At 74.5% G+C, this 13900-nt stretch carries 7 protein-coding genes; 1 reads left to right on the top strand and 6 read right to left on the bottom strand.

Going from position 1 to position 13900, the window contains the following annotated elements; all coding sequences use genetic code 11:
* Positions 1 to 42 precede the first annotated feature (42 nt).
* Together C1I97_RS16820 and C1I97_RS16815 are read right to left on the bottom strand one after the other, a co-directional pair.
* On the bottom strand, positions 43 to 2577 hold the full coding sequence (locus tag C1I97_RS16820) for a hypothetical protein (protein WP_146608228.1): 2535 nt from the start codon (positions 2575 to 2577) through the stop codon (positions 43 to 45).
* A 78-nt stretch (positions 2578 to 2655) separates the two neighbouring features.
* Positions 2656 to 3291, bottom strand: a complete 636-nt coding sequence (locus tag C1I97_RS16815; RefSeq protein ID WP_111004030.1) for a TetR/AcrR family transcriptional regulator — start codon at positions 3289 to 3291, stop codon at positions 2656 to 2658.
* Between the two features lie 74 nt (positions 3292 to 3365).
* Here C1I97_RS16815 and C1I97_RS16810 point away from each other — a divergent pair, with 74 nt between their 5' ends.
* Complete coding sequence (locus C1I97_RS16810; protein ID WP_258382598.1) at positions 3366 to 4559, top strand: MFS transporter; 1194 nt, start codon at positions 3366 to 3368, stop codon at positions 4557 to 4559.
* Between the two features lie 84 nt (positions 4560 to 4643).
* On the opposite strand, the gene C1I97_RS16805 is transcribed toward C1I97_RS16810, so the two are convergent.
* Genes C1I97_RS16805 through C1I97_RS16790 form a run of 4 tightly spaced genes read right to left on the bottom strand, consistent with a single transcriptional unit; the run spans position 4644 to position 13831 of the window.
* Positions 4644 to 5174: a flavin reductase family protein gene (locus tag C1I97_RS16805; RefSeq protein WP_111004032.1), complete on the bottom strand. Its 531-nt coding sequence runs from the start codon at positions 5172 to 5174 to the stop codon at positions 4644 to 4646.
* A 22-nt stretch (positions 5175 to 5196) separates the two neighbouring features.
* Positions 5197 to 5979: a thioesterase II family protein gene (locus C1I97_RS16800; protein WP_111004029.1), complete on the bottom strand. Its 783-nt coding sequence runs from the start codon at positions 5977 to 5979 to the stop codon at positions 5197 to 5199.
* The gene (locus tag C1I97_RS16795; RefSeq protein WP_220040832.1) at positions 5976 to 8417 is read right to left on the bottom strand and encodes a beta-ketoacyl synthase N-terminal-like domain-containing protein; all 2442 of its coding nucleotides are present in this window, start codon (positions 8415 to 8417) and stop codon (positions 5976 to 5978) included. The genes C1I97_RS16800 and C1I97_RS16795 overlap by 4 nt, the downstream gene beginning before the upstream one ends.
* Positions 8414 to 13831, bottom strand: coding sequence for a type I polyketide synthase (locus C1I97_RS16790; protein ID WP_258382597.1), 5418 nt, complete (start codon positions 13829 to 13831; stop codon positions 8414 to 8416). Before C1I97_RS16790 ends, C1I97_RS16795 begins: the two co-directional genes overlap by 4 nt.
* Between the last annotated feature and the right edge of the window lie 69 nt (positions 13832 to 13900).

Genomic DNA, 13900 nt, shown 5'->3' with positions numbered 1-13900 from the left:
GCCCGGAACGGGGCGGCGGCGCACAGGTCCGGAAAGGCCGGGTCAGCGGGCGGGGCGCGGGCCCGGCCGCCGGGCCATGGTGAAGGTCAGGTCCGTGAGGCGGTCGCGCTGCCAGCCGAGCGAGGAGAGCAGACTCAGGCCGTCACCCTCGTTGTTGTGCTCCAGCGGCACCGTGTAGAGGTCGACCGCTCCAGGTCTGCGCAGGCGGGCGACGAGTTCGTCGTGGTCGACGTCGTCGAGGCGGCGCCGGGCGACGGTCAGTCCGCCGTAGTCGACCTCCCCTTCGCCCTCCAGCAAGTGCAGTACCTGGGTCTGGCGCCCGGCGGGTCCGGCCTGCCGCCCCTCGCGGTACGTGCGGATCACCGAGTGGCCGCCGTCGACCAGCCGGAAGACGCTGAGGTTGCCCGCGAGACGGTGTCCGTTGACGGTCACCTCCTGCACCAGGGTGGGCACGATGTCCGGCACCAGCGCGGCGGCCCCGTCACCGACGAACGCCAGGACGTTGTCGTCCCGGGTCAGTGCCAGCGCCGGCACCGCCTGGAGGGAGTCGCCCATGAGGGCCCTGCCGTACCAGCCGGAGAAACCGACGCCCGTGCGGGGCAGGTTGCGGATCGCGGACAGCCCTCCGCGGCCGACGTCGAAGACGCCGGTCCAGGTGTATCCGTGGTGGCGGACAAGGGTCTCGAGCACCCCGCCGAGGCGGGCGAAGAAGTAGTTGGCGCTCATCGGCCGCACCGGCAGGGTGTGCACCACGTCGGAGGCGCTCTCGCGGCTCTCCGCGATGGCCCGCGCGCGCCGGGCGCGCAGCTCGGCCGGCACGTCGAGCCGTGCGCGGACTGCCCGTAGGAACGCGTCGGCGTCGCACTGCAGCGGGTGGTCCGCGAAGGGCGCCAGGTGCCTGCGTTCCCGGGTCACCTGCACGATGCGCAGGGACCGGGCCAGGGCACGCGGCGAGAACGGGGTGGCGGCCTCCGGGATACGGCTCTTGAGGAAGAAGAGGCACTGCTCGTCGCGGGGGCGCAGGCCGCCCCCGCGGTGCAGGAAGTCGTGGACGCGGTCCGAGTAACCGGACAACCCGAGCGTGCCGAGGTAGTACGGCACAGGACGGCCGTCCCGGAACCGGGCGACGGTGCCGGGGCGGGTGAGCGAGTCGGCCAGGGCGATGCCGGCGCGTGACGCGATGTCGTGGACCAGGCCCTCCTCCTCCGCGTCGAGCCGGCCGCACTGCCAGAGCACCCGGTCGGGGCCGCCGTTGACGATCTCCACGACGGGGGCCAGCTCGTCCTCGCGGACGGTCATGACGGGCCGGGGACGCACGGGCGGCACGGGCCGGCGGTTCCCGGCGTGCGCCGGAGCGCGCAGCACCGCCGGTGTGGCGAGCAGGACGACGGGGCCGCGGTCCTCCTCGTACGACGCGTACGCTTCACGCAGCCGCTCGTCCAGGCGGGCCGGGTCGTCGAGATGGTGGAAGGGGATGTCCCGGGCGCGCAGCACCGCGCGGGAGTCCTCGGCGGCGTGCACCGTGCCCTGGAAGGGGAACCAGGCGTCCGTGGGCGAGTCGGCGCAGACGATGAACCCGCGGGCACGGGACTCCCGGAGGTTGGCCAGGGTACCGCGGAACTCGTCGACCATGCCGCTGGTGACCACGATCAAGAACGGCGCCTCGTCGAGCTGCCAGCGGGCCAGCGCACCGCAGGCGAGGCTGTGCTCACTGGGGCCGCGCAGCACGGGGTTGCCGCTCCGGGCGGCGTGCTCCTCCAGGTCGCCGATCAGTCCCGAGACCACGGAGCCCGTGTAGTAGTGCAGGCCCCAGCGGGAGCCGGCGCGTGCGTGGAGGAAGGCGGCGAGCTCCTCGCCGAGCAGGGACGGGCCGGTGGCCGACAAGCCGCGCAGCGCCGGGGAGGCGTAGTCGAGCTGGACCCAGTCGGTGAAGGCGACGACCACGTCGGAAGCGAGCACCCAGTCCCGGTCCGGAAGCCGGCGGCGGCCGTACGGGCCCGCGAGGAGGGTCCGGCCGAGCGGGGCCCGGTCGTAGACGAGGACGGTCCGGGAGGTGAAGGTGTGGCGCACACCGTCCAGCGCCGGGCCGAGCAGGGCCAGTCCGGCGGCGACGGCCTCGTCCGACTGCCGGTCCGGGCCGTCCGTCCCGACGAGGACGAGGGCGAGCAGGTCGTCGCCGTCGCGCTCCTCGGCCCGCGCGCCGGCCAGCGCCCGGGCGGCGGCCGGGAAGGTCCCGGCAGTGAGGTGGCGGATCTCGGCGTCGGGCACCACCCGGTCCAAGTATCTGCGGGCGCGGTAGACGACGGCGCGCCAGCCGATGTGACCGGGCGGTTCCGGCACGGGTTCCGGGACGCCGGTGACGAGCCGGCGGCCTGCTCGCGGATCCTCGAGGCCGGACTCCTGAGGATCCGCCAGGCCGCTCAGCGCGCCGGCGACCGCCGCGTGGAACGCGGTGCCGCCACCCACCGTTACGACGAGGAACCTCGGCCGTTTGTCGCTGTCGCTGCCGCTGTCCACCCTTGCCACTCCCCCGTCGACGCGCAGGGCGCTGTGCCCGTTCAGCAGTCTGCAGCGCATCGTCTGAAGGCGATCTGCATAACCTCTACAGGCGCCGCCCCGACGGAGTACGGGTGCGGCGGGAGCGGCCTGGGGCCGTCAGGCGCCCTGGATCAGGTGGCAGCACAGGCTGTCGTAGGCCCAGTCCTCCCACTGCTCCCGGGTCCAGTTCCGCTCCGTGGCGAGCAGGTGGTAGAGCTCCGGGCCGAGCAGGGCACCGCAGATGTCGAGGGCCCGCTCGTGTCCGAGTCCTTCACGCAGGACCCTGCGCTCGGCGAGGGAGTCGACGAAGTGGCCGTGCAGCGCGCGCCGGCGGCTCCGGTTGACCTGCCACTCGTCCATCCCGTCCCCGTAGGTGACGGCGACGTTGCGGAGTACCTCCAGCAGCGGCGCCGCCTGCGCGTTGACCGTGCTCATGAGCTGTGCCAGGTGCCGCATTTGCTGGCGGGGGTCGCGGACGGCGAGCGCCTCGGACACCCGGGCGAAGGAGGTGAAACCCTCGGGGCCCTCGGTGCACGGCAGATGAAGGCTGATCAGGTGGCCCAGCAGGCGTTGCTTGTTGCCGAAGGAGAAGTAGACCGTCTGCACGGCCACACCCGCATGGCGGGCGATGGCCTCGATGGTCGTGGCGACGTAGCCGCGGTCGGAGAAGAGCTGCATGGCGGCGTCGAGAATGCGTTGACGTGTCAGCTGGGCCCGCATCCGTTTGACTTCCGGTCTCTTCGGGGGCAGCACCGGAACTCCTCTTGCTATAGTAGCCGTCTAGAGTCTCCATATATTCACATCGACGGACCAGGGGTGCAAGCGTGATGGCTGATCCCGGTGAAAAGACTCCGCTGCGCACCACACGTCCTCCCTCGGCCCTCCTCGCCCTCCTCACGGGCGGCATGGGCCTGTCGATGTTCGTCCTCTACGCCATCGGTGCGCTCGGGCCGTTCCTCGTCGCCGACCTGGAACTGTCGGGCCCGCGTCTCGGCCTGCTCACCGCGGTGACCTTCGGCACGGCGGCCCTGCTGTCGCTGTACGCGGGCCATGTCGCCGACCTCGTCGGCGGACGGCGGGCGCTGGCGCTGCTGCTGGCCCTCGTCGCCTGCGCCTTCGCCGCACTGACCACGTCGCACACCTACGGGCTGCTGCTCGCCGCGCTGGTCCTCGGCGGTGCGGCCCAGTCGCTCGCCAACCCGGCGACCAACAAGCTGATATCCGCTCATGTACCGCCTTCGCGACGGGCGATGGCGGTCGGCGTGAAGCAGTCGGGCGTCCCGCTCGCCGCATTCACCGCCGGGCTGGTCCTGCCCTCCCTGGCGCAGGCCACCTCGTGGCGCACGGCGCTGGCGCTGGTGGTGCCGCTCGCGCTGGCCGCGGCCGGGGCGGCGCTGCTGCTGCCGGCGGACGGCCCGCCGCCGGCCGGGGCGGCCCTGTCGCTGCCGTCACCGCCGAACACGCCCACCCGCTGGCTGATGGGCGTCTCGTTCTTCATCGGCTGCGGCCTCGCCTCCCTCACCACGTACTTGCCGCTCTACGCCCATGAACGGCTCTCCCTGGGCGAACGCGGCGCGGGCGCGCTGATCTCCGCCGTCGGCGTGTCCGGCATCGCCGCGAGGCTGCTGTGGTCGAAGTACAGCGACCGGCTCGACGTATCCCGCTCACTGCTCGTCCTCGCGGTCGTCGCGGTGGCGTCGGCCCTGCTGCTGCCCGCCGCCGGGGCGATGACCTGGCTGGTGTGGGCCGGAGCCGTGGGGCTCGGTGGATCGGCCGCGGCGGCGAACGCGATCACCATGGTCGCGGTGACCAAGGGCAGCGGTTTCGGCCGGACCGGCCACGCCTCGGCGCTGGTCTCCCTCGGCTTCTTCGCCGGCTTCGTGGCCGGCCCGCCGGCCTTCGGCCTGCTCGTCGACTCGGCCGGCGGCTGGAACGCCGGCTGGACCCTGGTGACGGCCGCCTTCGCCGTGGCCGCCGCACTGTCGTGGGCCGGGCGCGGGCCGGTGGACCGCAGCCTCTGAGCGCCCGCAGTGCGCCGGCCCGCGCCCCGGTGCGCCTCCGGGCCCGGGAGCGGGGCTCCCGGGCCCGGAGGCGCGTCGCGGGTGTCAGGACATGAAGTCGTAGTCCAGGTGCCTGTCCTCGTCCGTGTCCGTCCAGAAGCCGTAGCGGCGCATCCCGTACATCAGCGGAAGCTGGAGCTGGAGCTGGGTGATGGCGGCGACGCGCCCCATCACCACGGCGTGGTCGCCGACCTTCTGGATCTCGTGAACCGCGCAGTCGGCGACGGTGTGCGCCGCCTCGTGCAGGTGCGGACCGCCGATGTCGCCCACGGTGCGCCAGGCAACCTTGTCGAAGCGTTCCCGTACGCCGGACGCGAAGAGCTCGGCGGTCGCCCGAGCCTGGCTGTGCAGCAGGTTCACCGCGAACGCGCCGCTGCCCTGTACCGCGTGGAGCGTCGGGCTGCCCTGGCGCAGGCAGACCAGCAGGGTCGGCGGATTCAGCGCCACGCTGCACAGCGAGGTACAGGTCATCCCCCACGGCTCCCCGTCGGGCGCGATCGCGGTGATCACCGAGACCCCGGTGGGGAACCCCGCCATGAGTGGGCGGATGTCGGGCTGATCGGTTTCCGGCGTCATGATGTCGGCCTCCTGCGGGGTCTCACGTGGACGTGCGGACGAGATCGGGGGAAGCATGCGGGAGCGCGGCCCTGACCTCCTCGGCCAGGTCCCTGGCGAAGCCGCCGAACGCGTCGCCCAGGAAGTGGAAGTGCCCACCGGGGTAGACGCGTTCGGTGAAACGGGACCGGGTCTGCCGTGCCCAGGACGCCATCTCTACCATCGGCGCCCAGGCGTCGTGCGTCGCCGCGAAGACGGTGACGGGGGCGGCCATCGGCGTGCGGTGGGCGTCGGGCCGGTAGCCGGCGACGGCCCGCAGGTCGCTGCGGACGAGCCGCAGGAAACGGTCGCGGAAGTCGGGCACGGCGTCCAACTGCTGCGGCATGCCGCCCATCTCCCGCAACCGTGCCAGCAGTTCCTCGTCCGGGCTGTCGGGATCGGGCAGCCGGGTCAGCACCTCGTGGCCGGGCGCCCCTCTGCCCGAAACCCCGACCCAGCGGGGGCGGACGCCCAGCTTCTCGAGCGCCCGCGCCGTCTCGTGCGCGACGATCGCGCCGAGGCTGTGCCCGAAGAGGACCAGGGGCGCCCCCTCGGCCCAGGGCAGGACGTCCTCGGTGGCCGTCGCCACGATCTCGTCCATGGACTCCAGGGCCGGTTCGGTGTGGCGCTTGCCTCGTCCCGGGAGATCCAGCAGGAGCACGTCCCAGTCGGCGGGGACGTGACGGGTCAGCGGGAACCAGGACGCGGCCGAGCCGCCCGCGTGGTGGAAGGCCACCAGGCGGACGGCGGGATCGTCGAGCCTGCGCGGGCGCACGAAGTTGCTCATGCGTCCCGCCCCTGTGCGTTCCCGGCGGCAGCCGTCTCCGCGATGTCGTCAGCGAGCTTCGCGAAGAGCTCCCCGAGGGGCAGGTCCAGCGGCAGTTCCTCGGCGGTCAGCCGGAGCCGGTAGTTCTCCTCGACCTTGGTGATGAACAGGACCGACAGGAACGAGTCGCCGCCGGAGTCGAGGAACGACAGTGTGGTGTCGGGCTCCTCGGACGCGTGCAGCGCCTCGGTGAGCTCGGCCAGCAGATAGGCGCGCACGGCCTCCCGGTCCGCCGGGTCGGGCGCACGGCGCTTGTGCCCGGCAGCCGTCGCGGCGGCGTCGCCGCCGCCCGCCCCGACGAGCGGCTCCTCGATCCAGAAGCGCTTGCGCTGGAACGGGTAGGTCGGCAGGTCGCCGGTGAACCGGGCTCCCGGTGCGCGCAGCGCGTCGAGCCGGAGGTCGGCCCCCGCCGTGAAGAGCCCGCCGAGCGCGGCGGACAGCAGTGCGGGCGCCTCGTCCGGGTCGTCGCCGACGAGGGGCGCCGCGTGGGTGGCGCCGCCCGCCTCCCACTCCAGCCGGGCCGCGTCGCCGAGGTCCGCGTCGAGCTGCGGGCGGACCCGGACGCCGAAGGTGCCCAGCAGGCCGACCAGGCGCGCGGCCGGGGTGCCCGCACCCTCGGCGCCGCCGGCCGCCGCGGGATACGCCGTGGTGAGGGCGGCGAGCCCTGCGGCGAGCCGCTCCTCGTCACCGGAGATCCGCAGCACGGCCGTGCGGGGCGCGGCGGGCACCCGGGCGTCCACGGGCCCGGTCCGCAGATCGAGGGCGGCACCGAGCGCTTCGGCGAGTTCACCGGCGGTGGTGCCGGTGACGGCGACGCGGTGGGCGAACGGGGTGCGGCCGGCGCGCAGCGTGTGGCAGACCGACGGCAGCTGTGCCGGTTCGGTCTGCTTCAGGGCGGCCCGTACGGCACCGGTCAGTTCCTCCAGGGCGACCGGGTCCTTCGCGGAAAGCGTCAGCAGCTCGGTCCGGGCGTCGCCGGGGACGGCCGGCTCCGGGGCGTCGTAGCCCTGGAGGACGACATGGGCGTTCGTGCCGCTCATGCCGAACGAGTTGACACCGGCCACCCTGGGCCCGGGCGGCCACGGCCGGTTGCGGCGCGGCACCGTGACGGAGAGCCGGTCCCACGGGATGTGGGGGTTGAGCGCCGACCCGTCGTCGGGCAGTGCGGCGGGGATCTCGCGGTTCCGGAGCATCAGGACGGTCTTGATGACGGCGGCGATGCCGGACGCCGCCTCCAGGTGCCCGAGGCGGGCCTTGACACTGCCGATGGGCAGCGGCGTGCCCCGTTCGCGGACGGCGTCGCCGACGACGGCGTCCAGGGCGCCGACCTCAATCGGGTCGCCCAGGGGGGTGCCGGTGCCGTGCGCCTCGACATATCCCAGCTCGCCGGCGGTGACCCGGGCGTCGGCGAGGGCCTCCCTGAACACTTCCTGCTGCGCGGGCCCGTTGGGGGCGGTGAGGCCGGAGGCGGCGCCGTCGTGGTTGACCGCGGAGCCGCGGACGGTGGCCAGCACCTGCCGCCCCTCCGCCTCGGCGTCGTCCTGGCGCATCAGGACCAGGACGCCGACGCCCTCGCTCCGGCCGTAGCCGTCGGCGGTGGCGAGGAAGGACTTCGACCGGCCGTCCGGCGACACGGCGCGGGTCTGGCAGAGCGACACCATCAGGCTCGCCGACAGCAGCAGGTTGGACCCGCACACCAGTGCGTAGCGGCACTCCTCGTTGCGCAGCGCGCGGACGGCGAGGTGCAGCGCGGACAGCGAGGACGAGCACGCCGTGTCGACGCTCAGCACCGGCCCGCGGAAGCCCATCACATGGCTGATGCGGCCCGCGCCGAAGCAGAGCCCGCCACCGGTGGTGTAGTACGGGTCGATCCGCGTCATGTCGGTGCGGTCCTCGAGGCGTTCGTTGTACTCGGAGGCCATCATGCCGAGGAACACCCCGACGTCGAGCCGGTCGGAGCGGCGGACGGCGATGCCCGCACGCTCCAGGGCCTCCCAGGCGGTCTCCAGCAGCATGCGCTGCTGCGGGTCGAGCAGCTTCGCCTCGCGCTGCGAGATGCCGAAGAAGTCGGCGTCGAAGTGGGAGATGTCGGAGAGGAAGCCGGCCCGCTCGACGTAGGAGTGGCCGGGCCGGCCGGGCACCGGGTCGTAGACGGCCCGCAGTCCCGGGCGCTCGGCCGGGATCTCCGAGTCCGCTGTGCCCTCGGCGCGGAGCCAGTCCCAGTAGGCCTCGGGGGTGTCGAGGCCGCCGGGCAGCCGCAGGCTCATCCCGACCACCGCCAGGGGGGCGTGCCGGCGGTCCTCCAGCTCCCGGATGCGTGCCTGGAGCCGCCGGGAGTGCTTGAGCTGCTCCTCCATCAACTGCCGGATCTGCGCGGGTTCCATGCTTCGGGCGCTCATATCTCTGTCCCCACATCTGCCTGTACGGCTTGGACGAGTTCGTCGAACGACAGTTCCGCCGGGTCCGCTTCGGGTGCGATGTCCTCCGCGGCGGACGCGGGGGCGGTGTACGCCCCGGGGGGCGCGGGCCGTACCGGGGCGGCTTCTTCGCCGGACGGCGCCGGCGCGGCGGCGGGTTCCGCCGTGAACAGCAGGGCGGTGACGTAGGCCACCAGCTGGGAGACGGTGGGGTGGTCCAGCGCCACCGTCGCTGGCAGGTCGACGCCGAGCGCGTCCGACAGCCGTGTGCGGAGGTCGATCACCATGATCGAGTCCAGGCCGGTCTCGGTGAATCCGATGTCGTCGGCGATGGCGCCCGGGTCACCGAGCACCTCGCCCGCCAGGGCGCGGATCTCCCGGTACAGGCGCTCGCCGCGCTCCTCCGCGTCCAGACCGGCGAGCTCCTCCGCCAGCCGGCCCCGGCGCGGCTGGGCCGCGGCGGCCCGGGCCGGGCGGGAGACGAGCTGGCGCACCAGCGCGCCACGGGGGTGGCCGTCCAGCTGTCCCGCGTAGCCGTCGCGGTCCATGGCCACCACGACGAGCCGGCTTCCGGTGCCGCCGGCCAGGACCGTGGTCAGCGTCTCCTCCGCCTCCTCGTCGGTGAGGGGCCGCAGACCGCGCCGTTCCATGGCCCGTCCGGTGGCCGCGGAGGCGGCCATGCCGCCCCGGGCCTTCGGCGCCCAGGGGCCCCAGTCGACGCTGGTAGCGGGTACTCCGCGGGCCCGCAGCAGTGCCGCGAGTCCGTCCAGGTATCCGTTGGCCGCGGCGTAGTTGGCCTGGCCGGCGGAGCCGAGGACGGCCGAGGCGGACGAGTACAGGACCAGGGCGTCCAGGTCCTGGCCGTCCAGTGCCTCCACCAGGTTCGCGGCGCCCTCGGCCTTGGCGGCGAAGACGGTGGCGAAGGCGTCCTCGTCGAGCCGTTCGAAGGCCCGGTCGTCGCTGACGCCCGCGAGGTGCAGCACGGTGCGCAGCGGGGCCTCCCGGCCGGCCGCCGCCACGGCCGCGCGGCACGCCTCGGGGTCGGTGACGTCACCGGCCACGACCGTCACCCGCACGCCCCGTGCGGTGAGTTCGTCGATGACCGTGCGGGCGGTGGCGTCCGGCGCGGACCTGCCCATGAGGGTGAGGGCGGTGATGCCGGCCCGGGCGAGGAACCCGGCGCTGCTCAGCCCGAGGGCGCCGAGTCCACCGGTGATCAGCGCGGCGCCGCCGCGCCCGGACAGGCCGGTGCCCGTGCCGTCGTCCCGTGCAGTCTCCCCGTCGTGCGGGACCAGCCGGGCCACCGAGACGCCGTCCCCGCCGACGGAGAGCCACGGGTCCGGGACGCCGGCCGTGACGGCCCGGGTCACGGCGGCGGCGAGCGGGGCGGCCTCCCAGCCGGAGCCGAGGCCGACCCGCAGCAGCAGCCGGTCGGTCTGCTCGGCCTCCAGCGAGGCGAGCATGCCCCACAGGGTCTCGCGGACCGGTGCGGCGGCGGCGTCCGTCGCGGCGAGCACCGCGTAGGGGACGGTGCGCTCCGACGCCTGCAGGGCGGCGGCGAGTTCGAGGGCCGCGGCGCGGGCGGCCTCGGGACCGGTCCGCCCGCCGCCCCGCTCCTCGGTGAAGCGGGCGTCCAGGACGAGGTCCGGCCGGGGGCCGTCGCCGGTGCCGGTCACGGCCTCGACCCGGTGGCCCTGCGCGGCGAGCGCCGCGTGCAGGGCCCAGCCGACCGGTGTCGTGTCGCCGAGCAGGGCGATCCGCAGGGCCCGCGTCCCGGTGTCGTCCGCCACCGGGGCGTGCTGCGGCGTCCACCTCAGGTCGTAGGTGTGCAGGGCGCCGTCGCGCAGCGAGCGTTCCAGGACGGCGCGCGGCGCGCGCCGGAAGCGGAAGTCGTCCACGGCGAGGACGGTGGCGCCGCTGCCGTCGAACATGTGCAGGTCGGCGGCCTTGACCTGGAGCAGGCCGTCGTCCGTCCCGCCCTCGACCACCGCCCGGACATGGCCCCACAGGTCCTGTCCGGGCACGGGTCGGCGGGGGAACGAGAGGCGGGCGACGGCGAACGGGATCGCCAGGCCGTCGTCCTCGGACACCTCGTCGCCGGTGATGGCGAAGGCCACCGCGCTCTGCAGGCAGGAGTCGAGCAGGCCGGGGTGGATCTCCCAGCCGTCGGGGGACTCGTTCATCTCCGCCGGTTCGACGAAACGGATGAGCGCCTCCTGGCCGCGGATCCAGGCCTCCCCGATCCAGCGGAAGGACGGCCCGAGGTGGTAGCCGAGGGCCCGCAGGTGGGCGTAGAAGGCGTCGCCCGTCAGATGCCGGTCGGCGCCGGCGGCGAAGGACGCCGGGTCCGGTGGCGCGGCGCGGCGCGCGTCCACCGCGGCCGGGCCGGGCGGTTCGCCGATCCGTGCGGCCAGGTGCTGCTGCCAGCGCCCGCGCTCCGGGTCGAGCAGGCTGTGGACGCTGATGCCGCGGGAGCGGCCCTCGTGGGTCTCCTCGACGATCTGGAGGTCGTAGTGCTCGCCGTCCCGCAGCACCAGGGCGCGCGGGAAGTGGAGGTCCTCCAGGACGACCGGCGCTCCCCCACTGCCGAGTGCGGACAGGACGGTCGCGGTCTGGGAGGCGCCGGGCACCGAGACGACGCCGAAGAGGCGGTGGTCGGTGAGGTGGGCCGGGTACTCGGTGCTGCGCACGGTGGTCCAGACACGGCCGCCGAGCGCGGGCGAGCGCAGCGGGCTTCCCCAGGCGGGCGCCTGCGGGTCGGGTCGCCGCACGGCCGGGGCGGCGCCGCCGCCCGCGGCGGTCCAGTGCCGGGTCCGGGCGAACGGGTAGCGCGGCGCGGGCGTGCCAGCGGCGGCGCGCCGCGGGGAGGTGCGCGACCAGTCGATGTCCTGGCCGCCCAGGTACAGCGCCTTGGTCGCCGCGAGCAGCGCCGCGCCGTCGCCGGTGCCCCGGCGCAGCGACGAGACGGTGGCGGGCGCGGGGTAGAGCTCCGCGCCGGCGACCAGGTTGGCCAGGGTGCGGTCGGGACCGATCTCCAGGCAGATGTCGATCCCCAGCCCGGCGAGGCTGCGCGCCCCGTCGTGGAACCGCACGGGCAGGCGCGCATGACGGCGCCAGTACGCAGCGTCGTACTCGCCGGTGCCGGCGAGCCGACCGGTCACGTTGGAGACGATGGACAGCGTCGGCTCACGGAACGCGAGCGGGGCGAGGACCTCGTCGAACTCGGCGAGGGCGGGCTCGAGCAGCCGGGAGTGGAAGGCGTGCGACACCCCGAGCCTGCGGGCCCGTACGCCGTCCTCCTTCAGCCGGGCGGCGAGCGCCTCGACGGCGTCGACGGAGCCGGACACCACCACGGACCGCGGTCCGTTGACGGCCGCGACGTCGAGATCCGTCGCCGCCGTCCACTCGGTGACCTGCTCCTCGGTGGCGACGACGGCGAGCATCGCGCCGCGTTCCGTGCCCTGCATCAGCCGGGCGCGGTGGGCGATCAGCTCCAGTCCGGTGGACAGGTCCATCACACCGGCCGTGATCGCGGCGGAGATTTCGCCGACGCTGTGTCCCATGACGACGGCGGGCCGCACGCCCCGGGCCTCCCACAGCGCGGCGAGGGAGAGCTCCAGGGTCACCAGCGCGGGCTGGGTGACCCAGGTCTCGTTGACCGCGTCCCGGTCGTCGCCGTAGTACAGGAGGTCGGCCAGACGGGCGCCGAGCGCGGGCGCCAGGACCCGGTCGCAGGCGTCGAACGTCTCCCGGAACACCGGTTCGCTCTCGTACAGTTCGCGGCCCATGCCGAAGTACTGGCTGCCCTGTCCGGAGAAGAGGAACGCGATGCGCGGGGCACCGGCGGCGGAGCCGGCCGGGGCGCTCAGCTGCTCGGCGAGCTGCTCGGCGGTCGTACCGAGCAGGGCGCGCCGGTACCGGAAGTGGGCGCGGCCCGCTCCGGCCTGTGCGGCGAGCGCGTCCAGCTCCTCGTCGGCGGCGTCGCCGAGGCGCACCGCCCAGGCGGCGCTGAGGCGGTCGAGGCCGTCCGGGTCGGGGGCGGACAGCGGGATCAGCCGGGTGACCGGACGGGACGGGGGCTCCTGCGGTGCGGGTGCCGTCACGGGCACCTCTTCGGGAGCGTCGGCGACGACCAGGTGCGCGTTGGTGCCGGTGAAGCCGAACCCGGACACACCGGCGACACGGGGCCCGTCGCCGCGGCGCCACACGGTGGCGGTGTCGACGACCCGCATGTTCATGCCGGACCAGTCGACGTGCGGATTGGGCTCGGTGAAGTGGAGGTTGGCGGGGATCACGTCGTGGCGCAGCGCGAGCACCGTCTTGAAGAGGGCGGCCATGCCGGCGGCGGACTCGCAGTGGCCGATGTTGCTCTTGACCGAGCCCACGTGCAGCGGGCGGCCGGGCTTCCGTCCCGGGCCGAGCACCCGCCAGGCGGCGGCGAGCTCGACCGGGTCGCCGAGGGCGGTGCCGGTGCCGTGCGCCTCCAGGTAGGAAACGTCGCCGCCCTCGACGCCCGCCTGGGCCAGCGCGGTCCGGAGCATGGTCTCCTGGGCCAGGCCGCTGGGCACGGTCAGTCCGGAGGACGCTCCGTCCTGGTTGACGGCGCTGCCGCGGATGACCGCGAGCACCCGGTCGCCGTCGCGGCGGGCGTCGCCGTGCCGCTTGAGCACCACGACACCGCAGCCCTCCGAGCGGACGAAGCCGTTGGCGTCGGCCGAGAAGGTGCGGCACCGTCCGTCGGGCGAGAGCATGTGCGCCTGGCTGACGGCGGCCCAGGAGGCAGGATCGAGCATGACGTTGACACCGCCGGCGAGCACGGCGTCGCTCTCGCCGGAGCGCAGTGAGCCGACGGCGAGGTGCAGGGCGACCAGCGACGAGGAGCACGCGGTGTCCACGGCGACGGCCGGGCCGTTCAGGCCCAGGGTGTAGGCGATCCGTCCGGCCGCCGCGTTCAGCGCGGTGCCGGTGCTGTAGTAGGCGTCGACTGCGTCGGGTCCGTCCGCGGCGAGCAGGCGGGCGTAGTCGCCGTAGCTGATGCCGACGAAGACCCCGGTACGCGAGTTGCGCAGCGACCGCGGGTCGATGCCGCCGTCCTCCATGGCGTGCCATGCCGATTCGAGGAGGGTGCGCTGCTGGGGATCGAGGTTCTCGGCCTCGCGCGCCGGCACGGAGAAGAATCCGGCGTCGAAGCGGTCGATGTCGTCGAGGAATCCGCCCTGGTCGGTGGTGACGGTCCCGGGTGCGAGAGCGTCGGGGTCCCAGCGGCCGGGGGGCACCCGGGTCACGCCGTCCCGTCCGTCGATCAGCAGGTCCCACAGCTCCTCGGCGTTGCGGGCGCCGGGGAAACGGCCGGCCATGCCGACGATCGCGATCGGCTCCGGGGCGCTGGAGGGCACCGCCCCGGCCGCCGGCGTCCCGTGCGCGCCTGCCGCCGGGGCGGCGGCGAGCGGCGCGGGGCGCGGGGC

This window comes from Streptomyces sp. NTH33, assembly GCF_003236365.1.
Classification (GTDB): Bacteria; Actinomycetota; Actinomycetes; order Streptomycetales; family Streptomycetaceae; genus Streptomyces.
The sequence above is the reverse complement of the archived record's forward strand: the minus strand, read 5'-3'. Positions and strand labels throughout refer to the sequence as shown.

Coding starts and splice junctions, on each gene's coding strand:
- C1I97_RS16805 (WP_111004032.1), bottom strand. CDS start 5,174: ATGACGCCGGAAACCGATCAGCCCGACATCCGCCCACTCATGGCGGGG.
- C1I97_RS16795 (WP_220040832.1), bottom strand. CDS start 8,417: ATGAGCGCCCGAAGCATGGAACCCGCGCAGATCCGGCAGTTGATGGAG.
- C1I97_RS16810 (WP_258382598.1), top strand. CDS start 3,366: ATGGCTGATCCCGGTGAAAAGACTCCGCTGCGCACCACACGTCCTCCC.
- C1I97_RS16800 (WP_111004029.1), bottom strand. CDS start 5,979: ATGAGCAACTTCGTGCGCCCGCGCAGGCTCGACGATCCCGCCGTCCGC.
- C1I97_RS16820 (WP_146608228.1), bottom strand. CDS start 2,577: ATGCGCTGCAGACTGCTGAACGGGCACAGCGCCCTGCGCGTCGACGGG.